The organism is Haladaptatus sp. AB618 (assembly GCF_024136965.1).
Lineage (GTDB): Archaea > Halobacteriota > Halobacteria > Halobacteriales > Haladaptataceae > Haladaptatus.
This window is the reverse complement of the sequence record NZ_JAMYJX010000002.1, coordinates 95,826-112,587: the sequence shown is the minus strand read 5'-3', so window position 1 is coordinate 112,587 and position 16,762 is coordinate 95,826. Positions and strand designations below refer to the sequence as shown.

At 61.0% G+C, this 16,762-nt stretch carries 19 protein-coding genes; 11 read left to right on the top strand and 8 right to left on the bottom strand.

Annotation, left to right across the window (positions count from 1 at the left end):
- Positions 1-114 precede the first annotated feature (114 nt).
- From NKF26_RS07315 to NKF26_RS07305, 3 genes are read right to left on the bottom strand one after another with little or no spacing between them, the layout of a single operon-like run.
- Entirely contained in the window at positions 115-909 is a 795-nt protein-coding gene (locus NKF26_RS07315; protein ID WP_253228891.1) for an ABC transporter permease subunit, read from the bottom strand.
- The gene (locus tag NKF26_RS07310) at positions 906-1,817 is read right to left on the bottom strand and encodes an ABC transporter ATP-binding protein (RefSeq protein ID WP_253234139.1); all 912 of its coding nucleotides are present in this window, start codon (positions 1,815-1,817) and stop codon (positions 906-908) included. The genes NKF26_RS07315 and NKF26_RS07310 overlap by 4 nt, the downstream gene beginning before the upstream one ends.
- A 36-nt stretch (positions 1,818-1,853) precedes the next feature.
- Complete coding sequence (locus NKF26_RS07305) at positions 1,854-2,288, bottom strand: universal stress protein (protein ID WP_253228893.1); 435 nt, start codon at positions 2,286-2,288, stop codon at positions 1,854-1,856.
- 196 nt (positions 2,289-2,484) lie between these two features.
- Between NKF26_RS07305 and NKF26_RS07300 the strand changes: the two genes are divergently transcribed.
- On the top strand, positions 2,485-2,940 hold the full coding sequence (locus NKF26_RS07300) for a universal stress protein (RefSeq protein ID WP_253228894.1): 456 nt from the start codon (positions 2,485-2,487) through the stop codon (positions 2,938-2,940).
- 25 nt (positions 2,941-2,965) lie between these two features.
- On the opposite strand, the gene NKF26_RS07295 is transcribed toward NKF26_RS07300, so the two are convergent.
- Positions 2,966-3,532, bottom strand: coding sequence for a hypothetical protein (locus tag NKF26_RS07295; protein ID WP_253228895.1), 567 nt, complete (start codon positions 3,530-3,532; stop codon positions 2,966-2,968).
- Between the two features lie 169 nt (positions 3,533-3,701).
- Between NKF26_RS07295 and NKF26_RS07290 the strand changes: the two genes are divergently transcribed.
- Complete coding sequence (locus NKF26_RS07290; protein WP_253228916.1) at positions 3,702-4,451, top strand: DNA polymerase sliding clamp; 750 nt, start codon at positions 3,702-3,704, stop codon at positions 4,449-4,451.
- Positions 4,452-4,511: 60 nt separating this feature from the next.
- A complete protein-coding gene (locus NKF26_RS07285; protein WP_253228896.1) occupies positions 4,512-5,045 on the top strand; it encodes a hypothetical protein in 534 nt (177 codons plus the stop codon).
- Between the two features lie 6 nt (positions 5,046-5,051).
- On the opposite strand, the gene NKF26_RS07280 is transcribed toward NKF26_RS07285, so the two are convergent.
- Positions 5,052-5,795, bottom strand: coding sequence for a DUF5806 family protein (locus tag NKF26_RS07280; protein WP_253228897.1), 744 nt, complete (start codon positions 5,793-5,795; stop codon positions 5,052-5,054).
- Positions 5,796-5,871: 76 nt separating this feature from the next.
- Between NKF26_RS07280 and NKF26_RS07275 the strand changes: the two genes are divergently transcribed.
- The 8 genes from NKF26_RS07275 to NKF26_RS07240 all read left to right on the top strand — a co-directional run bounded on the left by NKF26_RS07275 (position 5,872) and on the right by NKF26_RS07240 (position 13,983).
- The gene (locus tag NKF26_RS07275; protein WP_066144901.1) at positions 5,872-6,240 is read left to right on the top strand and encodes a universal stress protein; all 369 of its coding nucleotides are present in this window, start codon (positions 5,872-5,874) and stop codon (positions 6,238-6,240) included.
- A complete protein-coding gene (locus NKF26_RS07270) occupies positions 6,237-6,764 on the top strand; it encodes a GNAT family N-acetyltransferase (RefSeq protein WP_253228898.1) in 528 nt (175 codons plus the stop codon). The genes NKF26_RS07275 and NKF26_RS07270 overlap by 4 nt, the downstream gene beginning before the upstream one ends.
- Positions 6,765-6,855: 91 nt before the next feature.
- Positions 6,856-9,375 (top strand): dipeptide ABC transporter ATP-binding protein, encoded by a 2,520-nt coding sequence (locus NKF26_RS24285; protein ID WP_253234138.1) that lies wholly within the window; start codon positions 6,856-6,858, stop codon positions 9,373-9,375.
- Positions 9,376-9,668: 293 nt separating this feature from the next.
- Positions 9,669-11,381 carry an ABC transporter substrate-binding protein gene (locus tag NKF26_RS07260; RefSeq protein WP_253228900.1) on the top strand — a complete coding sequence of 571 codons (1,713 nt, stop codon included), beginning with the start codon at positions 9,669-9,671 and terminating at the stop codon, positions 11,379-11,381.
- A 52-nt stretch (positions 11,382-11,433) separates the two neighbouring features.
- Positions 11,434-12,447, top strand: a complete 1,014-nt coding sequence (locus tag NKF26_RS07255; protein ID WP_253228901.1) for an ABC transporter permease — start codon at positions 11,434-11,436, stop codon at positions 12,445-12,447.
- Complete coding sequence (locus tag NKF26_RS07250; RefSeq protein ID WP_066144909.1) at positions 12,444-13,370, top strand: ABC transporter permease; 927 nt, start codon at positions 12,444-12,446, stop codon at positions 13,368-13,370. The genes NKF26_RS07255 and NKF26_RS07250 overlap by 4 nt, the downstream gene beginning before the upstream one ends.
- The gene (locus tag NKF26_RS07245) at positions 13,370-13,726 is read left to right on the top strand and encodes a hypothetical protein (protein ID WP_253228902.1); all 357 of its coding nucleotides are present in this window, start codon (positions 13,370-13,372) and stop codon (positions 13,724-13,726) included. Before NKF26_RS07250 ends, NKF26_RS07245 begins: the two co-directional genes overlap by 1 nt.
- A 38-nt stretch (positions 13,727-13,764) precedes the next feature.
- A complete protein-coding gene (locus tag NKF26_RS07240) occupies positions 13,765-13,983 on the top strand; it encodes a hypothetical protein (RefSeq protein ID WP_253234137.1) in 219 nt (72 codons plus the stop codon).
- Here NKF26_RS07240 and NKF26_RS07235 read toward each other — a convergent pair.
- The 3 genes from NKF26_RS07235 to NKF26_RS07225 all read right to left on the bottom strand — a co-directional run bounded on the left by NKF26_RS07235 (position 13,980) and on the right by NKF26_RS07225 (position 16,747).
- Positions 13,980-14,618 carry a dienelactone hydrolase family protein gene (locus NKF26_RS07235; RefSeq protein ID WP_253228904.1) on the bottom strand — a complete coding sequence of 213 codons (639 nt, stop codon included), beginning with the start codon at positions 14,616-14,618 and terminating at the stop codon, positions 13,980-13,982. The genes NKF26_RS07240 and NKF26_RS07235 overlap by 4 nt on opposite strands.
- Positions 14,619-14,714: 96 nt before the next feature.
- Positions 14,715-15,431 carry a sugar phosphate nucleotidyltransferase gene (locus tag NKF26_RS07230; RefSeq protein WP_253228905.1) on the bottom strand — a complete coding sequence of 239 codons (717 nt, stop codon included), beginning with the start codon at positions 15,429-15,431 and terminating at the stop codon, positions 14,715-14,717.
- Between the two features lie 44 nt (positions 15,432-15,475).
- Positions 15,476-16,747, bottom strand: coding sequence for a dihydroorotase (locus NKF26_RS07225; protein WP_253228906.1), 1,272 nt, complete (start codon positions 16,745-16,747; stop codon positions 15,476-15,478).
- Positions 16,748-16,762: the final 15 nt, after the last annotated feature.

Below are 16,762 nucleotides of genomic sequence, written 5' to 3'. Positions count from 1 at the left end.
TGGAAGTGAAACTCCTCACGTCCGAATATTATGTATTTCTAACGAAAAAATATATATTTATCCGAACAGACAAAAGGATTCTATCGGGTGTGGAATCCCGCGTCGGGAAACCGGTCAGAGGTCCGCCGAACGAAACCGCCGGTAGCCGAGTGCCACCGGGATCACGGCCCATCCGAGGAGGACGAGGAGGGCGAACCACCCGGACTGATAGAACGTGGATGCGGTGTTACCATGCACCAGCGTACTCATCCCGTTCGAGTAGGCCTGGATGGGACTGAGGCCGTCGATGACTTTCGCCCAGACGGGTTCCGCGCCACCCGGCATCGAAAAACCGTTGAGCACGTACCGGATCACCAGCGGAATCGCCGACCAACCCGCGAGCGTCAGGAGGAAGAACCCGACGCTCGTCGCCATCGCGCGGTTGCTCGTGGGCGAAGCGGCCGAGAGACAGACCGCCGAACTCGTGTACGCCGCCGCGAGGAGCAGGACGAGGACGAGGAACAGCACGTACCCGACGATGGAGAGCGTCCCGCCGAGGACGACGAAGACGAGCGTCGAGATGAGGATGCCGATAATCGCCGCCGCGCCGACGACTGCGGCCCGTCCGATGGCCTTCCCGGAAATCACGTCCAACCGGGTGTACGGGAGCGCGAGCAGGAGTTTCAGGCTGCCGAGTTCGCGTTCGCCCGCGATAGCCCCGTAACTCATCATCAATCCCGCCAACGGGACGAAAAAGAGGGCCGTCTGCACGAACCCGAAGAAGTCCTGTCCGCCGGGATTTTGCGCGTGGCTCATCCCCAGATACGTCGGAACGGCGAAGAACAGGACGAACCCGGCGGCCGCAGTCGCGAGCGACCACTTCCGGTAGGCGTCGAGGAAGTCCTTTTTCGCCATGACGCGCCAGTTCATGCCGGAACCTCCGCCGTGTAGGTGGCGAACAGTTCTTCGAGCGACGCCTCCTCGGTTTCGAAATCCTCGATAACTGCACCCGTCGATTCGATGACGTCGAGAACGCGCTTTTTCGACGGGTTCGTACAGGCCACCACGAGCGTCGTCCCGTCGGCGACGACGTTCCCGACGCCCTCGACGCCACGCACTCTGTCGAGCGTACCCGACGGGATTCGGTTCACTTGAACGGTCAGCGACGCGCCGGAACCGACCGTCTCGCGGAGTCCGTCGATGGAGTTCACCGTGACCAGTTCGCCGTCGTTGAGGATAGCGACGCGGTCACAGACGGCTTCGACCTGCTCCAGGATGTGACTGGAGAAGAACACGGTCGTCCCGCGGTCGCTCTCCTCCTGGATGATTTCCCGCATCGCCAGCGCCCCGTTGGGATCGAGGCCGGTCGTCGGTTCGTCGAGGATGAGCAAGTCGGGGTCGCCGACGAGCGCCATGCCGAGGATGAGTCGCTGGGTCATCCCCTTCGAGAATCCTTCCGCCCGCCGGTCCGCTGCCTCGGGAATGCCGACCCGTTCCAGTATCCTGTCCGGGTCGTCGTTCGCGCCGCGTGTTTCGATGACGAAGTCGAGGTGTTGACGGGCGGTGAGATGGCCGTAGGAGTGGTAGGCGTCAGGGAGGACACCGATACGTTCGTGAACGGCCCGGGTTTCTCGCTGGGCGTCGTGGCCGAAAACGCTGACCGTTCCGCTGTTCGGTCTAACGTAGTCGAGAACGATGTCGATGGTGGTCGATTTTCCCGCGCCGTTGGGGCCGAGAAAACCGAACACCTCACCTTCCTGTATGGAGAGATCGAGGTTGCGGAGGGCAACGACGTTCCCAAATCGCTTGGAAACGTCCACCAATTCGATGGCGGTCATGGCGGGAACATCGTAGCCGTCTGATAAATGTCTTCCTCACGCCTCGCTCGGGTCGAGTTGCCGGACCGTCAACACGGGTGTCGGGCAGGTTCGAACGACGCGTTCGGCGACGCTCCCGATGAGGAATCGGTTTTCGCCGTGTCGTCCTCGCGTCCCCGTCGCGACCACATCCACATCGTTGTCGCGGGCGTACTCCCCGATTTCGGCGGCCGGATCGCCCTCCCGGACGGCGGTGACGACGCTCCCGTTCGTGTTCTCGCGGATCGATTCGAGCGCCGTTTCGGCTTGTGCTTCGAGCGCGTCGTGAAACTCCTCGCGCAGCGTTTCGGGGGAGGAGTTCACTTCTCCCTCGTCCACGACGTAGAGTGCGTGTACCTCGGCATCGAAGCGGCGCGCGAGGTCGAGTGCGACCGTCACTGCCCGTTCGACGCTCTCGGAACCATCGGTGGCGATAACGACGGTGTCTATCATCGTTTCTCATTCCTCCGGCATCCCGCTTAAAGCCTAAGACTATATTGCACCAATCCAAACGGCTAAGGTCTATGGTGCATGTTATCAGTACGCCCGACGGGGCAAGGTTGCACTCAAGCCGCAATCCCATCCGATTGCGGTTTCTCGACGGGCAAGCGGGAGAAGGCTTTTTGCTTACCTACGCGCACCCACACGTATGTCCGAGTCGTCAGTCGAAGTAAACACGGTACTCGTTCCGGTGGACGGAAGCGACGAATCGGTGCGTGCCGTCGAGTACGCGGTTGCTATCGCCGACCGCTACGGTGCCGATGTTCACACGCTCTACGTGTTCGGTGAGGAAGTGTCCCGAGCGATCGAAACCGGAACGGTCGAGGAGGACGACGTCATCGACGAGACGGAATCGTTCATCGACGGTGCACACGCCATCGCCGAGAACGCCGACGTCGAACTCGGCAGTTCGATAGCCTACGGCTTTTCGACGCACAGCAAACTCCGCCATCCCGGCAGCACCGTGCTCGACTGTGCGGACGAGATCGATGCCGACTTCATCGTCGTCCCGCGGGAAACGCTCGCCGACGAACCCGGAGACGTGCTCGAAAAGGCGGCGGAGTACGTACTCCTGTACGCCAGCCAACCCGTTCTCTCGGTCTGATTTCATTCTCTCGGTTAGATGGAGCTCAGAAGTTGGTCATCTTCGATTGAATCCGCCCGTCGTCGATCGCCAACTCCTCGTCCGCGTCCCTGAAATACTCCGCCAGTTCGTCCATCCGTATCTCGTCGCTGTCGTGTAGGTAGGCGATTTCGGTGAGCGACAACGCTTCACCCTCTTCCAACTTGTGTCGTAGTTGCTCGACGGAGAGCGAGTGGAAGGTCAGATCGAGATCGACGCTCGCCACCCTGCCCTCTCTCACCTCCGCCATGTTGATTCCTTCGTGCAATACCGTCTCGAAATCGAGGCTGGTGTCCTCGGTCGCCCGATAGAGGAACGAAACGGCGGACACGAGCGCATCGAACGCCGCCGCGCCGTCCATGTTTTCGAACCGCTTTTCGAAGATGAGCCGTCGGTCGCGTTCCGGAAGCCGCTCAACGAGGAGTTCGAAATCGCACATCGCGTTGTACGTTCGGTCCCGAATGCGCGCACGCGTGTTGCGTTCCGATTGCGTACTCGCGAGGTCGGACTCGCCACGAAGATACGCTCGGTCGGCCTGGCTCAGGATTCCACGGGGTCGCTTATTCCCGTCCATAACTTGTATCAGGTTATGTATTGAGATGCACTCATATAATCATAATCCATATCGAGTTATCTATCTGAATTGTTAGCAAAATCATTATGCGGTTGTTTGCTGATATCTTAGCCGATAAACGATGAGCGAAACCAGTTCGAAACCACGGCAAAGCAGCGACGGAGACAGCTTGTTCGAAGGGGTGGTGGACGCCGACGTGATGCAGACGACCGTCTCGCTGGTCGAGGCGTTGGTGGACGAGTGTCACCTCTACCTCGACGACGACGGTATCCGTATCCCGGCGATTGACCCCGCCACCGTGGCCGCCATCGACCTCGTCCTGAAACCCGACGCGTTCGAATCCTACGAGACCGACGGTGCCCACGTCGGCGTCGACGTCCCACGGCTCAGCGACATCGTCGGAATGGCCGACCGCGACCAATTGATATCGCTTACGCTCGACGCCGAAACGCGAAAGCTCGTGATTCGCATCGGCGAACTCACCTACACGCTCGCCCTCCTCGACCCCGAGACGGTTCGCTCTCCGCCGGACCGGTCGAACGTCGAGTTCGAATTCACCGGGGAAGTCGTCACGGACGCCGAAACCATCAGTCGGGCGGTGACGGCGGCCGATATGGTTTCGAGTCACGTGACGCTCGGAATCGACGCGGAGGAGGAACTGTTCTACGCCGAGGAGGACGGCGACACCGACGACGTCTCGCTCGCGCTTCCGGCGGATGACCTCGCGGGGTTCACCCCCGGCGACGCACACGCGCTGTTCTCCATCGACTATCTGACAGCCATCGACCGAGCGATGCCGCGTGATTTGGACGTCGAACTCGAACTCGGCGTCGACATCCCGCTCGCGATGCACCACTCGTTCGCCGAAGGTGCTGGGGTAGTCGATTATCTGGTGTCCCCCCGAATCGCCAGAAGTTGAGACGCGCGTTCGAACCGCGATGACACAACGTTTTTACCCGCAAAAGCCACCCATCGGTGTATGGACCGGACGACGCCGAACGTCACGGCGCACTCACGCGCGATGCCGTACTGGGAGAACGTCATCGACGACATGGACGCGACAGCGGCGGAGTACGACGACGAGGGATGGAAGACGGTACAGCTTCATCCCGGCGACGTAACGCCGCTTTGGCTGGACGAGGACGACGAGTTCGGACTCGACGTGCTCGTTCCGGACAACGAGTTCGAGGAGGTAAAGGAACTGATGGACGGCGTTTCGTTCGATGCGTTCGAATTCTATCGCGCGCTCGCCGATGGCCTCGTGTTCGGTGTCGTCGTCATGGAAGACCACGACGCCGAAACCGCCGTTCTCTACCCGGTGTACTACGACATGCAGGGAGCGGAGGGGATGTTGGACGACGCGACGGAAGCGGGGGAGATGTACACGTTCGTCCGAACGCTGAGCGAGGACCGCGTCCAGTTCGTTCACGACGACCCGTCGCTGTTCCGCCCGACGGAGGAAGAGATCGAAGCGGCGACCGCCGACGTGGAAGAAGCGGACGTCGAAGAGTAACGAACCCTACTCCTCGCCGTTGATTTCGTGCCCGCAGTGGGGACACTCCATCTCGTCGTGGCGCAACTCCTCGCTCGATTCGCGCACCTCGCGCATGACGCTCGAAATCCTGTCCTCGGCGGCGAGTTCGTCCTCGACCGCGAGGTCCACGCCCTCGACTTCGAGCAGGAACTTGGCGACCTCGGTCACCTCGTACATCACGTCGTCGAGCTCCTCGGCGGTGAAAAATCCGGACATCGCGCCGTAGAGGAACGTCGCGCCCGCTTTTCGAACCTTGTCCTCGAACGCCGACCGCGCCTGATTCACCGCCTGCGGGGTGTACGTGTCGGTCATGAACGGAACGAGATACGGGAGGTTGTTCCCGATTTTCGTCATCTCCACGCCGGTTTCGGTTCGGAAGTCCGCACAGAGACGGGCGATTGCCCACTCGCGCGCGGTGATGTAGGTCCGGTCGCGCAGGAACTCGTTGACGCGGTCGTACTGTGCCCCGTCCATCTTCTTGAATCGCGCGTATTTCTGCACCTCCGGCGGTATTTCGGGGGTATCAGGTTCGTCGGGTGTGGTATCGTTTCCGGCGTCGGGTGTGGTATCGTTTCCGACATCGGGTGCGATATCGTTTCCGGCGTCGGGAGTCGTTTCGGTCGCCGATTCGGCGGCCATCTCCTGGGAAACGCCTTCCGCCGTCTCGCGTGTCGTTTCGGCGTGCTCGTCCTCCGTTTCGGGCTCGGGCGGGGAGGGGTCGTTCGACATATCCCGTCGTTACCGAGCGGGGTGCAAAAGCGTATCGCACCCAACTGTTTTGATACCCGGCGGAAATGGAGGTAGTATGAAGGTCTTATTGGGAATCGGCGGGAGCGATGACTCCCTTACCGCGCTCTCCCGAACCGTCGAGCGCGCGGTCGCGGCGGACGACGAACTGACGGTCGCCATCCTCGACAACCCGGAAAGCGATCTGGCGAAGGACGACATCACGGAGAAGGTACAGGCGGTACTGGACGACGTCGGGTTCGACGCGACCGTTCGGGACGTGTCCGGCGACCCCGGGAGCCGACTGCTCGACATCGCCGAAAGCGAAGGGTTCGAACAGATAGTCCTCGGCGGCGGCCAGCGTAGTCCGATGGGGAAGATCCGCTTGGGCCAGATCGCGGAATTCGTCCTATTGAACTCGCACGTCTCGGTGAAACTAGTACGATGAGTCCCGACCGCCGGTTCCCGGACGAGCCCGCTGGGCCGTTCCCGGAACCACCGCAGACGTTCACCGACCGCGAAGGGCGAGACATCGAAGTCCGTCCCTTCGAGGAGGGTGATGCGGAAGCACTCGTCTCGATGTACGTCGATTTCGACCCGGCTGACCGAGCACAGGGGATTCCCCCGGCCACGGAACCACGGGTGCGCAACTGGGTGGAGACGCTGACCGACGGCGACGGGTTGAACGTCATCGCGTGGGACGGTGACGAGGTCGCGGGTCATGCGACCCTCGTTCCCGACGGGAACTCCTCCTACGAGCTCGCCATCTTCGTACATCAGGAGTACCAACGCGCCGGAATCGGATCACATCTCATCCGAACACTCCTCGGCTACGGGCGACAGGAAAGCATCGACAAGGTGTGGCTCACGGTCGAACGATGGAACCGCGCCGCCGTCAACCTCTATCGCAACGTCGGGTTCGAGACCGCCGATGCCGAGAGTTTCGAGCTAGAGATGGTTTTGCGGTTGTGAGATTTTTTCACGAGCTTCCTTTCGTTACTGTGTCGTATGCTATACTCAACCGAACGATTTTTGCTCGCGCGACCACCATAGCCGCGTAATCGTGAGCGATCTACTGTCCATCTCGAATCTCAAGACGCAGTTCCATACCGAGCGGGGGACTGTCAAAGCGGTGGACGACTTCGAACTGAATATCCGCGAGGGCGAAACGATCGGACTCGTCGGCGAATCAGGGTCTGGAAAGAGTGTTACCGCGCTCTCGGCGATGCAACTCATCGACGACCCGGGTGAAGTCGTCTCGGGTGATATCGAATTCCAACATGCCGAAGTCGCCGAAGAGTTCGCCGAAAAATATCCGAGCGGCGTCGGGGAGTTCGTGTTCCCCGACGAGGGCTACATCGACATCATGGCCGCGCCCGAATCCGTCATGCGGGACATCCGCGGCAGCGAGATGGGGATGATCTTCCAGGACCCCATGACCTCGCTCAACCCGGCACTGACCGTCGGCGAGCAGGTGGCCGAAAGCCTTCGACTCCACCAGTACGGCGGCCAGCGAAAGGATAGCTGGTGGAACGCGGTGCGGGAAATCGCCCCGAAACTCGGCAACGACGAAATCGACGGCGAACTCCTCGAAGACACCATCGACATCCTCGAAGAGGTGGGGATTCCGGAACCGGAATCCCGCGTGGAGGAGTACCCACACGAGTTCTCGGGCGGGATGCGCCAGCGCGTCCTCATCGCCATCGCGCTCGCGTGCAAGCCGAAACTGCTCATCGCGGACGAACCGACGACCGCACTGGACGTGACGATTCAGGCCCAGATTCTCGACCTCATCAACGACCTGCAGGACGAGTTGGGCATGTCCGTCTTCATGATTACCCACGACCTCGGCGTCGTCGCCGAGACCTGTGACCGAGTCGCGGTGATGTACGCGGGAGACCTCGTGGAAGTCGGTCCCGTAGACGAGATTTTCCACAACCCGAGCCACCCGTACACCTACGCGCTCCTCGAATCCGTCCCGCGCGAGGACAAGGAACGGCTGACTCCCATCGAGGGGAACGTTCCCGACCTCATCGACATGCCGCAGGGATGTCACTTCGCCGACCGCTGTCCGTGGGCGCAACCCGAATGTACGCAGGGTGAAATCCCGAACCTCCAACACGGTCCGGAGGACCTGGACCACCGCGCCAAGTGCGTCCTCGAATCGTTCGACAAAACGGAGTACATCCAGGAACAGGAGAGTCTCACGACCAGTGACCACGAAATCGGCGACACGCTGGTCGAAGTCGATCAACTGAAGAAGCACTACTCGCGCGCGGACGACTTCCTCGACAAGTGGCTCTCGGACGGCGACAACAGCGTGAAAGCGGTCGACGGCATCTCGTTCGACATCTACGAGGGCGAGACGGTGGGATTGGTCGGCGAGTCCGGCTGTGGCAAATCGACCGCCGGGCGGTCGCTGCTCCGGCTCGAAGACCTGACCGACGGGCGAGTCGTCTTCGCCGGAACGGACCTCGGCGGCTTGGACGGCGACGAGATGCGCGAGCGACGCAAGGACGTCCAGATGATCTTCCAGGACCCGCTGTCCAGTCTGGACCCCCGGATGTCCATCGGGAGTATCATCGCGGAACCGCTCAAGATTCACGGACTGGCGAAGGAGAACCGACGGGAACGCGTGGAGGAACTGATGGAGAACGTCGGCCTCGACCCCAGTCAGCGCGACCGGTACCCACACGAGATTTCCGGCGGCCAACGCCAGCGTGTCGGCATCGCCCGCGCGCTCGCGGTGGACCCGGACTTCATCGTCGCCGACGAACCGGTCTCGGCGCTGGACGTCTCCGTGCAGGCCCAGATCATCAACCTGCTCGAAGACCTGCAGGACGAGTTCGGCCTGACGTTCCTGTTCATCGCGCACGACCTCTCCGTGGTTCGGCACATCTCCGACCGTATCGCCGTGATGTACCTCGGCGAAATCGTGGAGATAGCGGACACGGACGAACTGTTCGCAGACCCGAAACACCCCTACACGCAGGCGTTACTCTCGGCGATTCCGGAACCCGACCCCAGAGCGGACACCGACGACCGCGTCATCCTCAAGGGTGACGTGCCGTCGCCCATCGACCCGCCGAGTGGCTGTCACTTCCGAACGCGCTGTCCGCAGATCATCCCGCCGGAGGGGATGGACATCGACCAGCGGGCGTACCGCGAAGTGATGAACTACCGCGAGCGAGTCGAAGACCGCTCTATCAACCTCGAATCGGTTCACGAACAGGCAGCGGAAGGCGGGTCCCCGGCGCGGGCCGCGACGGACGGGGGCGAGAGGAAGACTGACGCCCAGCCCTCGTCGGACGTGGAATCTCCCGCTTCGACGGACGAACCGATGAGCCGACAGCCTGTGGACGATTCCTTCCACGCCGTGCTCTGGGACCGGTTGTTCGAGAAGGAACCGACGGGCGTACCGCGGGATATCGTTTCCCAGTCATTCGACCATCTCGCGGACGGCGACTGGGAATCGGCTGAGTCGCTTCTGCGCGAGCACTTCACGAGCATCTGTGAGCAGAAGGACCCAGTGCTTCAGGACACGACCCACCCGTCGGCCTGTCACCTCTACGATCAACCGTAGTAGTCGATTCGACATTTCTGGTCATTGGGTTCCTTTATTGACCATCTCGAAACACGCGTGTGCAATACCACGCGTCGAAGGCGCATAGACGACGGTGTCGCCGGATTCGTCGCCGAACCATCCCGGAACGTCGTTTTCTCTAATGAAAAACGGTGTTCTATTTAAGAATCCAAACTTTATGTGCGGAAGTGTGACTAATTGTTGGCGCTGTTCGACTGTTTCTTTCATTTATTTCCGGTTCTGAATACTATTGGTCCGGTATGTTTATATAGAACATGTGACCACACTGGCGTATGGCGTCACGCGACAGATTGACTGACAGACGTAATTTCCTCAAAGCTGCTGGTGGTGCTGCGGCAGCAGCGACGCTCGCTGGTTGTATCGGCGGTAACACGGGCGACGACGACAGTTCGACGAGCGATGGTAACGGTGGCGGAGACAACACCGATAACGGAAACGGCGGCGACAAGAGCGGCACGCTGACCTACACCCGCGGTAGCGGTTCGGGGTCGCTCGACTTCCAGAACACGACGAGCGGTGAAGCCGCGAAGGTGACGAACCAGATTTACGACACGCTCATCGCGTTCAAACCCGGAAAGACCTCCCTCACCGAAGGGCTCGCGACGAACTGGAAGGTCGACGGCAAGACGGTCACGCTCGACCTCCGGAAGAACGTCAAGTTCCACAACGGAGAGACGTTCACCGCGGACGACTTCGTCGCCTCCTACCGACGGTTCGTGGATACGGATTACAAGTACTACCCCGGCAAGAAGTACGCCTCCTCGTACGGTCCGTACACGCTCGGCGTCATCGAGGACGTGAAAGCGAAGAGCGACAACGAGTTGGAGATCACCTTGGAGAAGAAGTACGCGCCGATCCTGCCGAACCTCGCCATGTTCGTCTCGGCGGTTCACTCCAAGAAAGCGATCAAAGAGAAAGGCAAGGACCTCAAATCGAAACCGGTCGGCACCGGGCCGTTCAAGTTCAAGAACTGGGACACGAACAACAACCGAATTCGCCTCGAAAAGAACGACGATTACTGGGGAGACGGTCCCTACGTGGACGAAGTCGTCTTCACGGTCGTCGGGAGCAACACCTCGCGCGCCCAGACGCTCGACACTGGCAACGCCGACATCATCGACGGACTCGGCGCACAGTCGTCCAAGCAGGTCAAGCAGTCCGGCAACGCGGAGCTCGTCTCGGCCGCCGGTATCAACGTCGGCTACATGGCGTTCAACATGGCGAAGGTGAAGCCGTTCCGGAAGAAGAAGGTCCGGCAGGCCATCAGCTACGCCATCAACACGAAAGCCATCGTCAACACCATCTTCGATGGTATCGCAAAGGAGGCGAACCAGCCGATTCCGGAAAGCGTCATGGGCTACAACGACAGCATCAGCCCGTACGAGCACAACCCGGAGAAGGCGAAGAAGTTGCTGAAGGAAGCGGGCTACGGCGACGGTTTCTCGTTCGAGTTGGCGACGTTCAAGAACCCGCGGACGTACAACCCGAGTCCGATTCAGGCCGCCCAGACGGTCAAATCGAACCTCCACCAAGTCGGTATCGAGGTGACCATCCACCAGCAGGCGTTCGATCCGTTCCTCGATTACACCAGTAGCGGAAAGCACGACGCGTGTTTCCTCGGCTGGATGACGGACAACGCCGACCCGGACAACTTCTACTACGCGCTGCTCCACCCCGGCGTCTCCATCGACAAGGTTCCGAAGGGACAGGACTGGGTCAGCTTCGACGCGGAGAACTTCAACACGCTCAACGTGGCCGGATGGGCGAACACGGACTTCATGAAGCTCGTCGAGGACGCGCAAGTGACCTACGACAACGCGACGCGGAAGAAGAAGTACAAGAAGGCGGGCAAACTCGCACACGACGAAGCGCCGTGGGTGTTCATGGACCACGCGAAGGACCTCCGTGGCGTTCACAACAGGGTCAGCGGGTTCGAACTCGCACCCATCAGCGGTCCGTTCCTCCGTCTCGTGAAACTCAACTGACTGATTGTAGTAACGAGCATTTTTTGACCCCGCAAAATTGACCTTGGTGTAGATGATATCCAAGCGGTTTGTTGTCAAGCGACTGTTGCTACTCGTTCCCGTGCTACTCGGGGTGGCGACGTTCGTCTTCGCCATTCTGCAACTGTCACCGGGAGATCCCGCGAAGGTGGTTGCCGGTCAACGGGCGTCGAAGGCGTTCGTCGAGCAAGTTCGCCACCAAATGGGACTGGACCAACCGATTTGGGTCCAGTACCTCGATTTCCTGTGGAAGGCGCTTCACCTCAATCTCGGAAAGTCCTACCAGATTCAAAAGGGTGTTCCGGTCACGAACATCCTCCTACACAAGCTTCCCGTTACCGTCGAGCTAGCGATTTACGGGCAGATATTCGGCATTCTGTTCGGAATCCCGCTCGGCGTGATTTCGGCCATCAAGCAGGACTCCGCGACCGACCACCTCACCCGCCTCGGTGCGCTGACCGGCATCAGCGTCCCGATTTACTGGAGCGGACCGCTCATCATTCTGTTGTTCGCCCAGATTCTCCATCTGTTCCCGCCGAGCCAGCGCATCGCATCACAGTTCAGCATTCCGCTTGTCACCGGCCTCATCACCGTCGATACGTTGTTGAGCGGTAACCTCGCGGCGTTCCAATCGGCCGTGATGCACCTGTTCTTGCCCGCGCTCGTCATCGGTATCTACTCGATGGCGCTCATCTCGCGCATGATGCGGTCGTCCATGCTGGAGGTCGTCCGGCAGGACTACATCCGAACCGCCCGCGCGAAGGGGCAGGGAACCAAGATCACGATGCTGAAACACGGCTTCCGAAACGCGTTGATTCCGGTCATCACCGTCATCGGTATCCAGTTCGGTACCCTGCTCGGCGGCGCAGTGCTGACCGAAACCGTCTTCGGGATTACGGGTATCGGAACGCTGCTCGTGGACGCAATCGAAGTCGGTGACTTCCCGGTTGTACAGGGAACCGTGCTGACCTTCGCGCTCCTGTTCACCCTCGTCAACCTGTTCGTCGACATCACCTACTCCTATCTCGACCCGAGGATCCAACAATGAGCACGCAAACAGAAAACAGCGAAACGGTTTCCCGTGGGTTCTTCGAACGCCTACGGGCGTCGCCGTTCCTCTCCGAACTCCTGTCGAATCGCCTCGCCGTCACCGGACTCGCCATCATCGTCTTCATGCTCGTAGTGGCGATTTACGCGAGATTTACCATCGATCTCGATACCATCAAACAGACACAGATCGGGGTGATACCGAGCATGCACCCACCGAGCGCGAAGTATCCCTTCGGAACGACCCAACTGGGACGGGACATCTTCCCGCGCGTCCTCTACGGGGCGTGGTACGCCATGCTGTTCGGAACGGTAACGGTCGTCGCCTCCACGACGCTCGGTGTCGGTCTCGGCATCGTCGCGGCCTACTACAGCGACCTCACCGACAACATCATCATGCGGACGATGGACGTGCTGTTGGCGTTCCCATCGCTCCTGCTGTCGCTCGCGTTGGTCGCGATTTTCCCCAATGAATGGGGCTTGTGGCGCGCAGTCGCCGCACTGACCCTCGTCTACACGCCGCGGTTCGCCCGCGTCGTCCGCGGAGCGGCCCTGAAAGTGCTCGAAGACGAGTACATCGATGCGACGGTGGCGTTGGGGGCACAGAACGCCCGCGTGCTGGTCCGCCACGTTCTGCCGAACTGCCTCGCGCCGATCACGGTGCAGAGCACGCTCAACTTCGGCCTCGCAATCCTCGACCTCGCGGCGCTATCGTTCCTCGGATTCGGTGGCGCTCCGGGTACCCCGTCGTGGGGACTGATGCTCTCGAACGGCGTCAAGCACGGCCTGTTCAGCATTCCGAGCGCGTGGTGGTGGTCGTTCTTCCCCGGCCTCTTCCTCGCGGTCACGGTGCTGGGCTTCAACCTCCTCGGTGACGGGATGCGCGACGCGCTCGACCCCCGGATGCGCGAAGCGGTCGACTGATGGATTTCGCCGGTTATCTGCGCCCGCGAATCCGTCTCATCGTTCGATTCGGACTTTTTGGCATCGTCCTCAGCAGTGCTGCCATGCTCCTCGTCGTCGTTACTGGAGAGACGGTCTCGTTCGCCAGTCGGAAGACGTTCGCGGTCGCCACACTCGCGTTCGGGTTCGCCATCCTCGGCTGGTCGGGGTCGGTGTTCGCTGGGTCTGCAATCGAAAATGTGCAGGAACACCTCGATACGAATTCGAACTGGACGGAGGCGGGGTCTCGCCGAGCCATGACGGCCATCGGAAGTTTCGGCGCTGGCGGCATGCTCGGCGTCGTCGTTATGACGACCGTCTTGCGTGCGGCACACTGAGCCGCAACATTTTTCATTATATCATTGTTATGGATGATATGGTCGTCTTCGAAACACTGTTTGTGGGCGTCGTATTCGCCCTATTCGGCGTCGTCGTCACGACAAAGCCGCGAGAAGTGTTTGGAATCAAACAGTCAGTTGCGGTCGCATCGACCGGCGAACTCGGCGAGTTCGGTGTCGCGCGGTATCAGACCTACGGGTTGCTCTGTGTCCTCGCCGGACTGCTTCTCGCATTGGTTCCCTTCTTCCTTCCTTAAGGCTCGACGAGTTTCGACGCGAACCACTCACCGGCGAGGGTCGCAACTGTCTCCAGCGTTCCCGATTCCTCGAACAGGTGCCCCGCCCCATCGACGACCTCCAATCGCTTTTCACACCCCAACTCGTCGTACGCCTCCCGATTCAGTTCGAGTACGTCGGTGTCCCGTCCGCCGACGACGAACAGCGACGGGGCGGTCACATCGGCGAGAGTGTCCATCGCGAGGTCCACACGCCCACCGCGCGAGACCGTCGCGCCGATGTCCGGACGACGAGCGGCGGCACGCAGTGCAGCGGCCGCACCCGTACTCGACCCGAAGTACCCGACACGACGCTCCACGACTCCCCGCTCGTCTTCGAGCCACTCCGTCCCCGCGACGAGGCGGTCAGTCAGTAATCCGATATCGAACCGATTCGCGTACGTCTCGTCCTCCGCTTCGGTGAGCAAGTCGAACAGGAGCGTCCCGAGACCGAACTCGTGGAGTCGCTCCGCGACGAAGTTGTTTCGTGGGCTGTGCCGACTACTCCCGCTCCCGTGTGCGAACACCACGACTCCTGTCGAACCCTCCGGAACGTCGAGAAACCCATCGAGGCGAACGGAATCGATGGGTATCTCGACCGTGTTCTCCCCCGGCATATCGCGCTGACTATCGTCGCGAGAGTGCCTAACCTTGGCGGCCCCACGGTCCAACGCTCGCTGATCATCGGTCGCCGATCACCGATCACCAACCAATCACCGATTACCGACAAGCCGTTGCTCCGCGTCGTCCCGCTCCGCAGGCGTGTTGACGTTTACCGTCCATCCGTCGGTTTGCCCCACCAGCATCGTATTCTCGGCGACGAACCGCTCGATGGACTCCGCGAGTTCGTATTCGCCGCGCACCGACAACTCGGTCTCGGCACACGCCTCGAAGATCGAGGGACTGTAAACCGCGAATCCCGCCGCGATGAGGCTCGGTTCGGGCGGGTCGTCGGGTTGCTTTTCGATTCCGAGTAACTCACCACCGTCCGTCACGTCACAAATAGCCTTCACGCGCGCCGCCTCGGTCGGGACTTCTTCGACCTGTTGTACTGCATCCACCCCCGCTTCGCGCTGTCGTGTGACCAGCGGGTGGAGGTCCGCGCGGATCACACAGTCGCCGTCGAAACACATGAAATCCCCTTCGACGTACGGTTTGGCCTGCAACAGCGCGTGTGCCATCCCCAACTGCTCGTCCTGTCGGACGTACGTTATCGGAACGCCGGAGAACGACGCCCCGTATCGTTCTCGAATCCGTTTCCCTTCGTATCCGACGACGACGACCAACTCCTCCGCGTCGAGTTCGAGGGCGTTCTCGAAACAGCGAGTCAGGATCGGTTTTTCGGCTACCTCGACCAGCGCTTTCGGTTTCTCATCGGTGAGCGGCCGAAGACGGGTTCCCTTTCCGGCGGCGAGGACGACTGCTTGCATAGGGTCGCTACACGCTACACCCCCACGACGGATAATTTCGGGGTCTATGCTCGAACGTTTTCCCCGATTTGCTCGCCGAACTCGCCATCCTCGAAGACGACGTGACCGCGAACCATCGTCATCTCGGGGAACACACCCATCCACCCTTCGAACGGCGTCCAGTCGCAGTTGGTATGAAGGTCGTCCGCTCGAATCTCGCGGGATTCGTCGGGGTCGACGAGGACGAGGTCGGCCATCCGACCCTCCTCGATTCGACCCTTTCGCGGCAGACCGAACACCTTCGACGGGTTTCGAGCGGTGAGGTCGGCGACGCGTTCGTAGCTGAGGTTCCCGTTACGTGCTTGCTCCAACAGGAGCGGGAGCATCGTCTCGACGCCCGGCACGCCGCTCGGTGCGTCCCAGATTCCGGCGTCCTTCTCCTCGCGCGTGTGTGGCGCGTGGTCGGTTGCGATCATATCCACCGTCCCGTTCGCCACGCGTGCGAAGACTTCCTCGCGGCGCTCTTCGCTCCGGAGCGGGGGATTCATCCGCCCGAACGTCCCGAGTTCGTCGAGGTGGTCGCGCGAGAGGAACATGTGATGCGGCGTCACCTCGCAGGTCGCACCCGCGTCCTTCGCCACGTCGATTCCCTCCGGCGTGCTGGTGTGGGCGATGTGCAGTCGCGCGTCGAGGTCGTTCCCGATTTTACACGCCCGTTCGACGGCGTCGGCCTCGGCTTCCGCGGTTCGGTAGGCGCTCCACGCGTCCGCATCGTCACGGGATTTCGCGTCCGAATCGAACAGATCAGCGTTCTCGGCGTGCACCGTCACGACGACGTAGTTGTCCGTCGCTCGCTCCACCGCCACCCGAAACAGGTCCTCTTCGATACCCATTTTCCCGGTCGAATCCGCCAGGAACACCTCACCGAGCGCAAGAATCGGCTTCTCGAACAGTTCGTCCGGATTCCAGTCGGGTGTGACACCGCCGTTGATGCCGTAATCGACGTAGGATTTGGCCGCGAGTTCGGCTTTCTCGTCGAACGACGCCGCATCGACCGTCGGTGGGTTGGTGTTCGGTTGGTCCACGACCGTCGTCACGCCACCCGCGGCAGCGCTCTTGCTGCCGGTCTCCCACGTCTCCTTGTGTGAAAAGCCGGGCTGTCGGAAGTGGACGTGAGCGTCGATAGCGCCGGGCAACAACAGTTTTCCAGTCGCATCGACCACCTCGCCGGACTCCGTGAGCGAAGAGCCAACGGCCGATATCCTCCCGGCGTCTGTGTCGATACGAACGTCTCGTCTACTCCCAGAAGGTAGCGTCGCGTTCCGGATTGTGAGCATACTCGCCACTGTTCC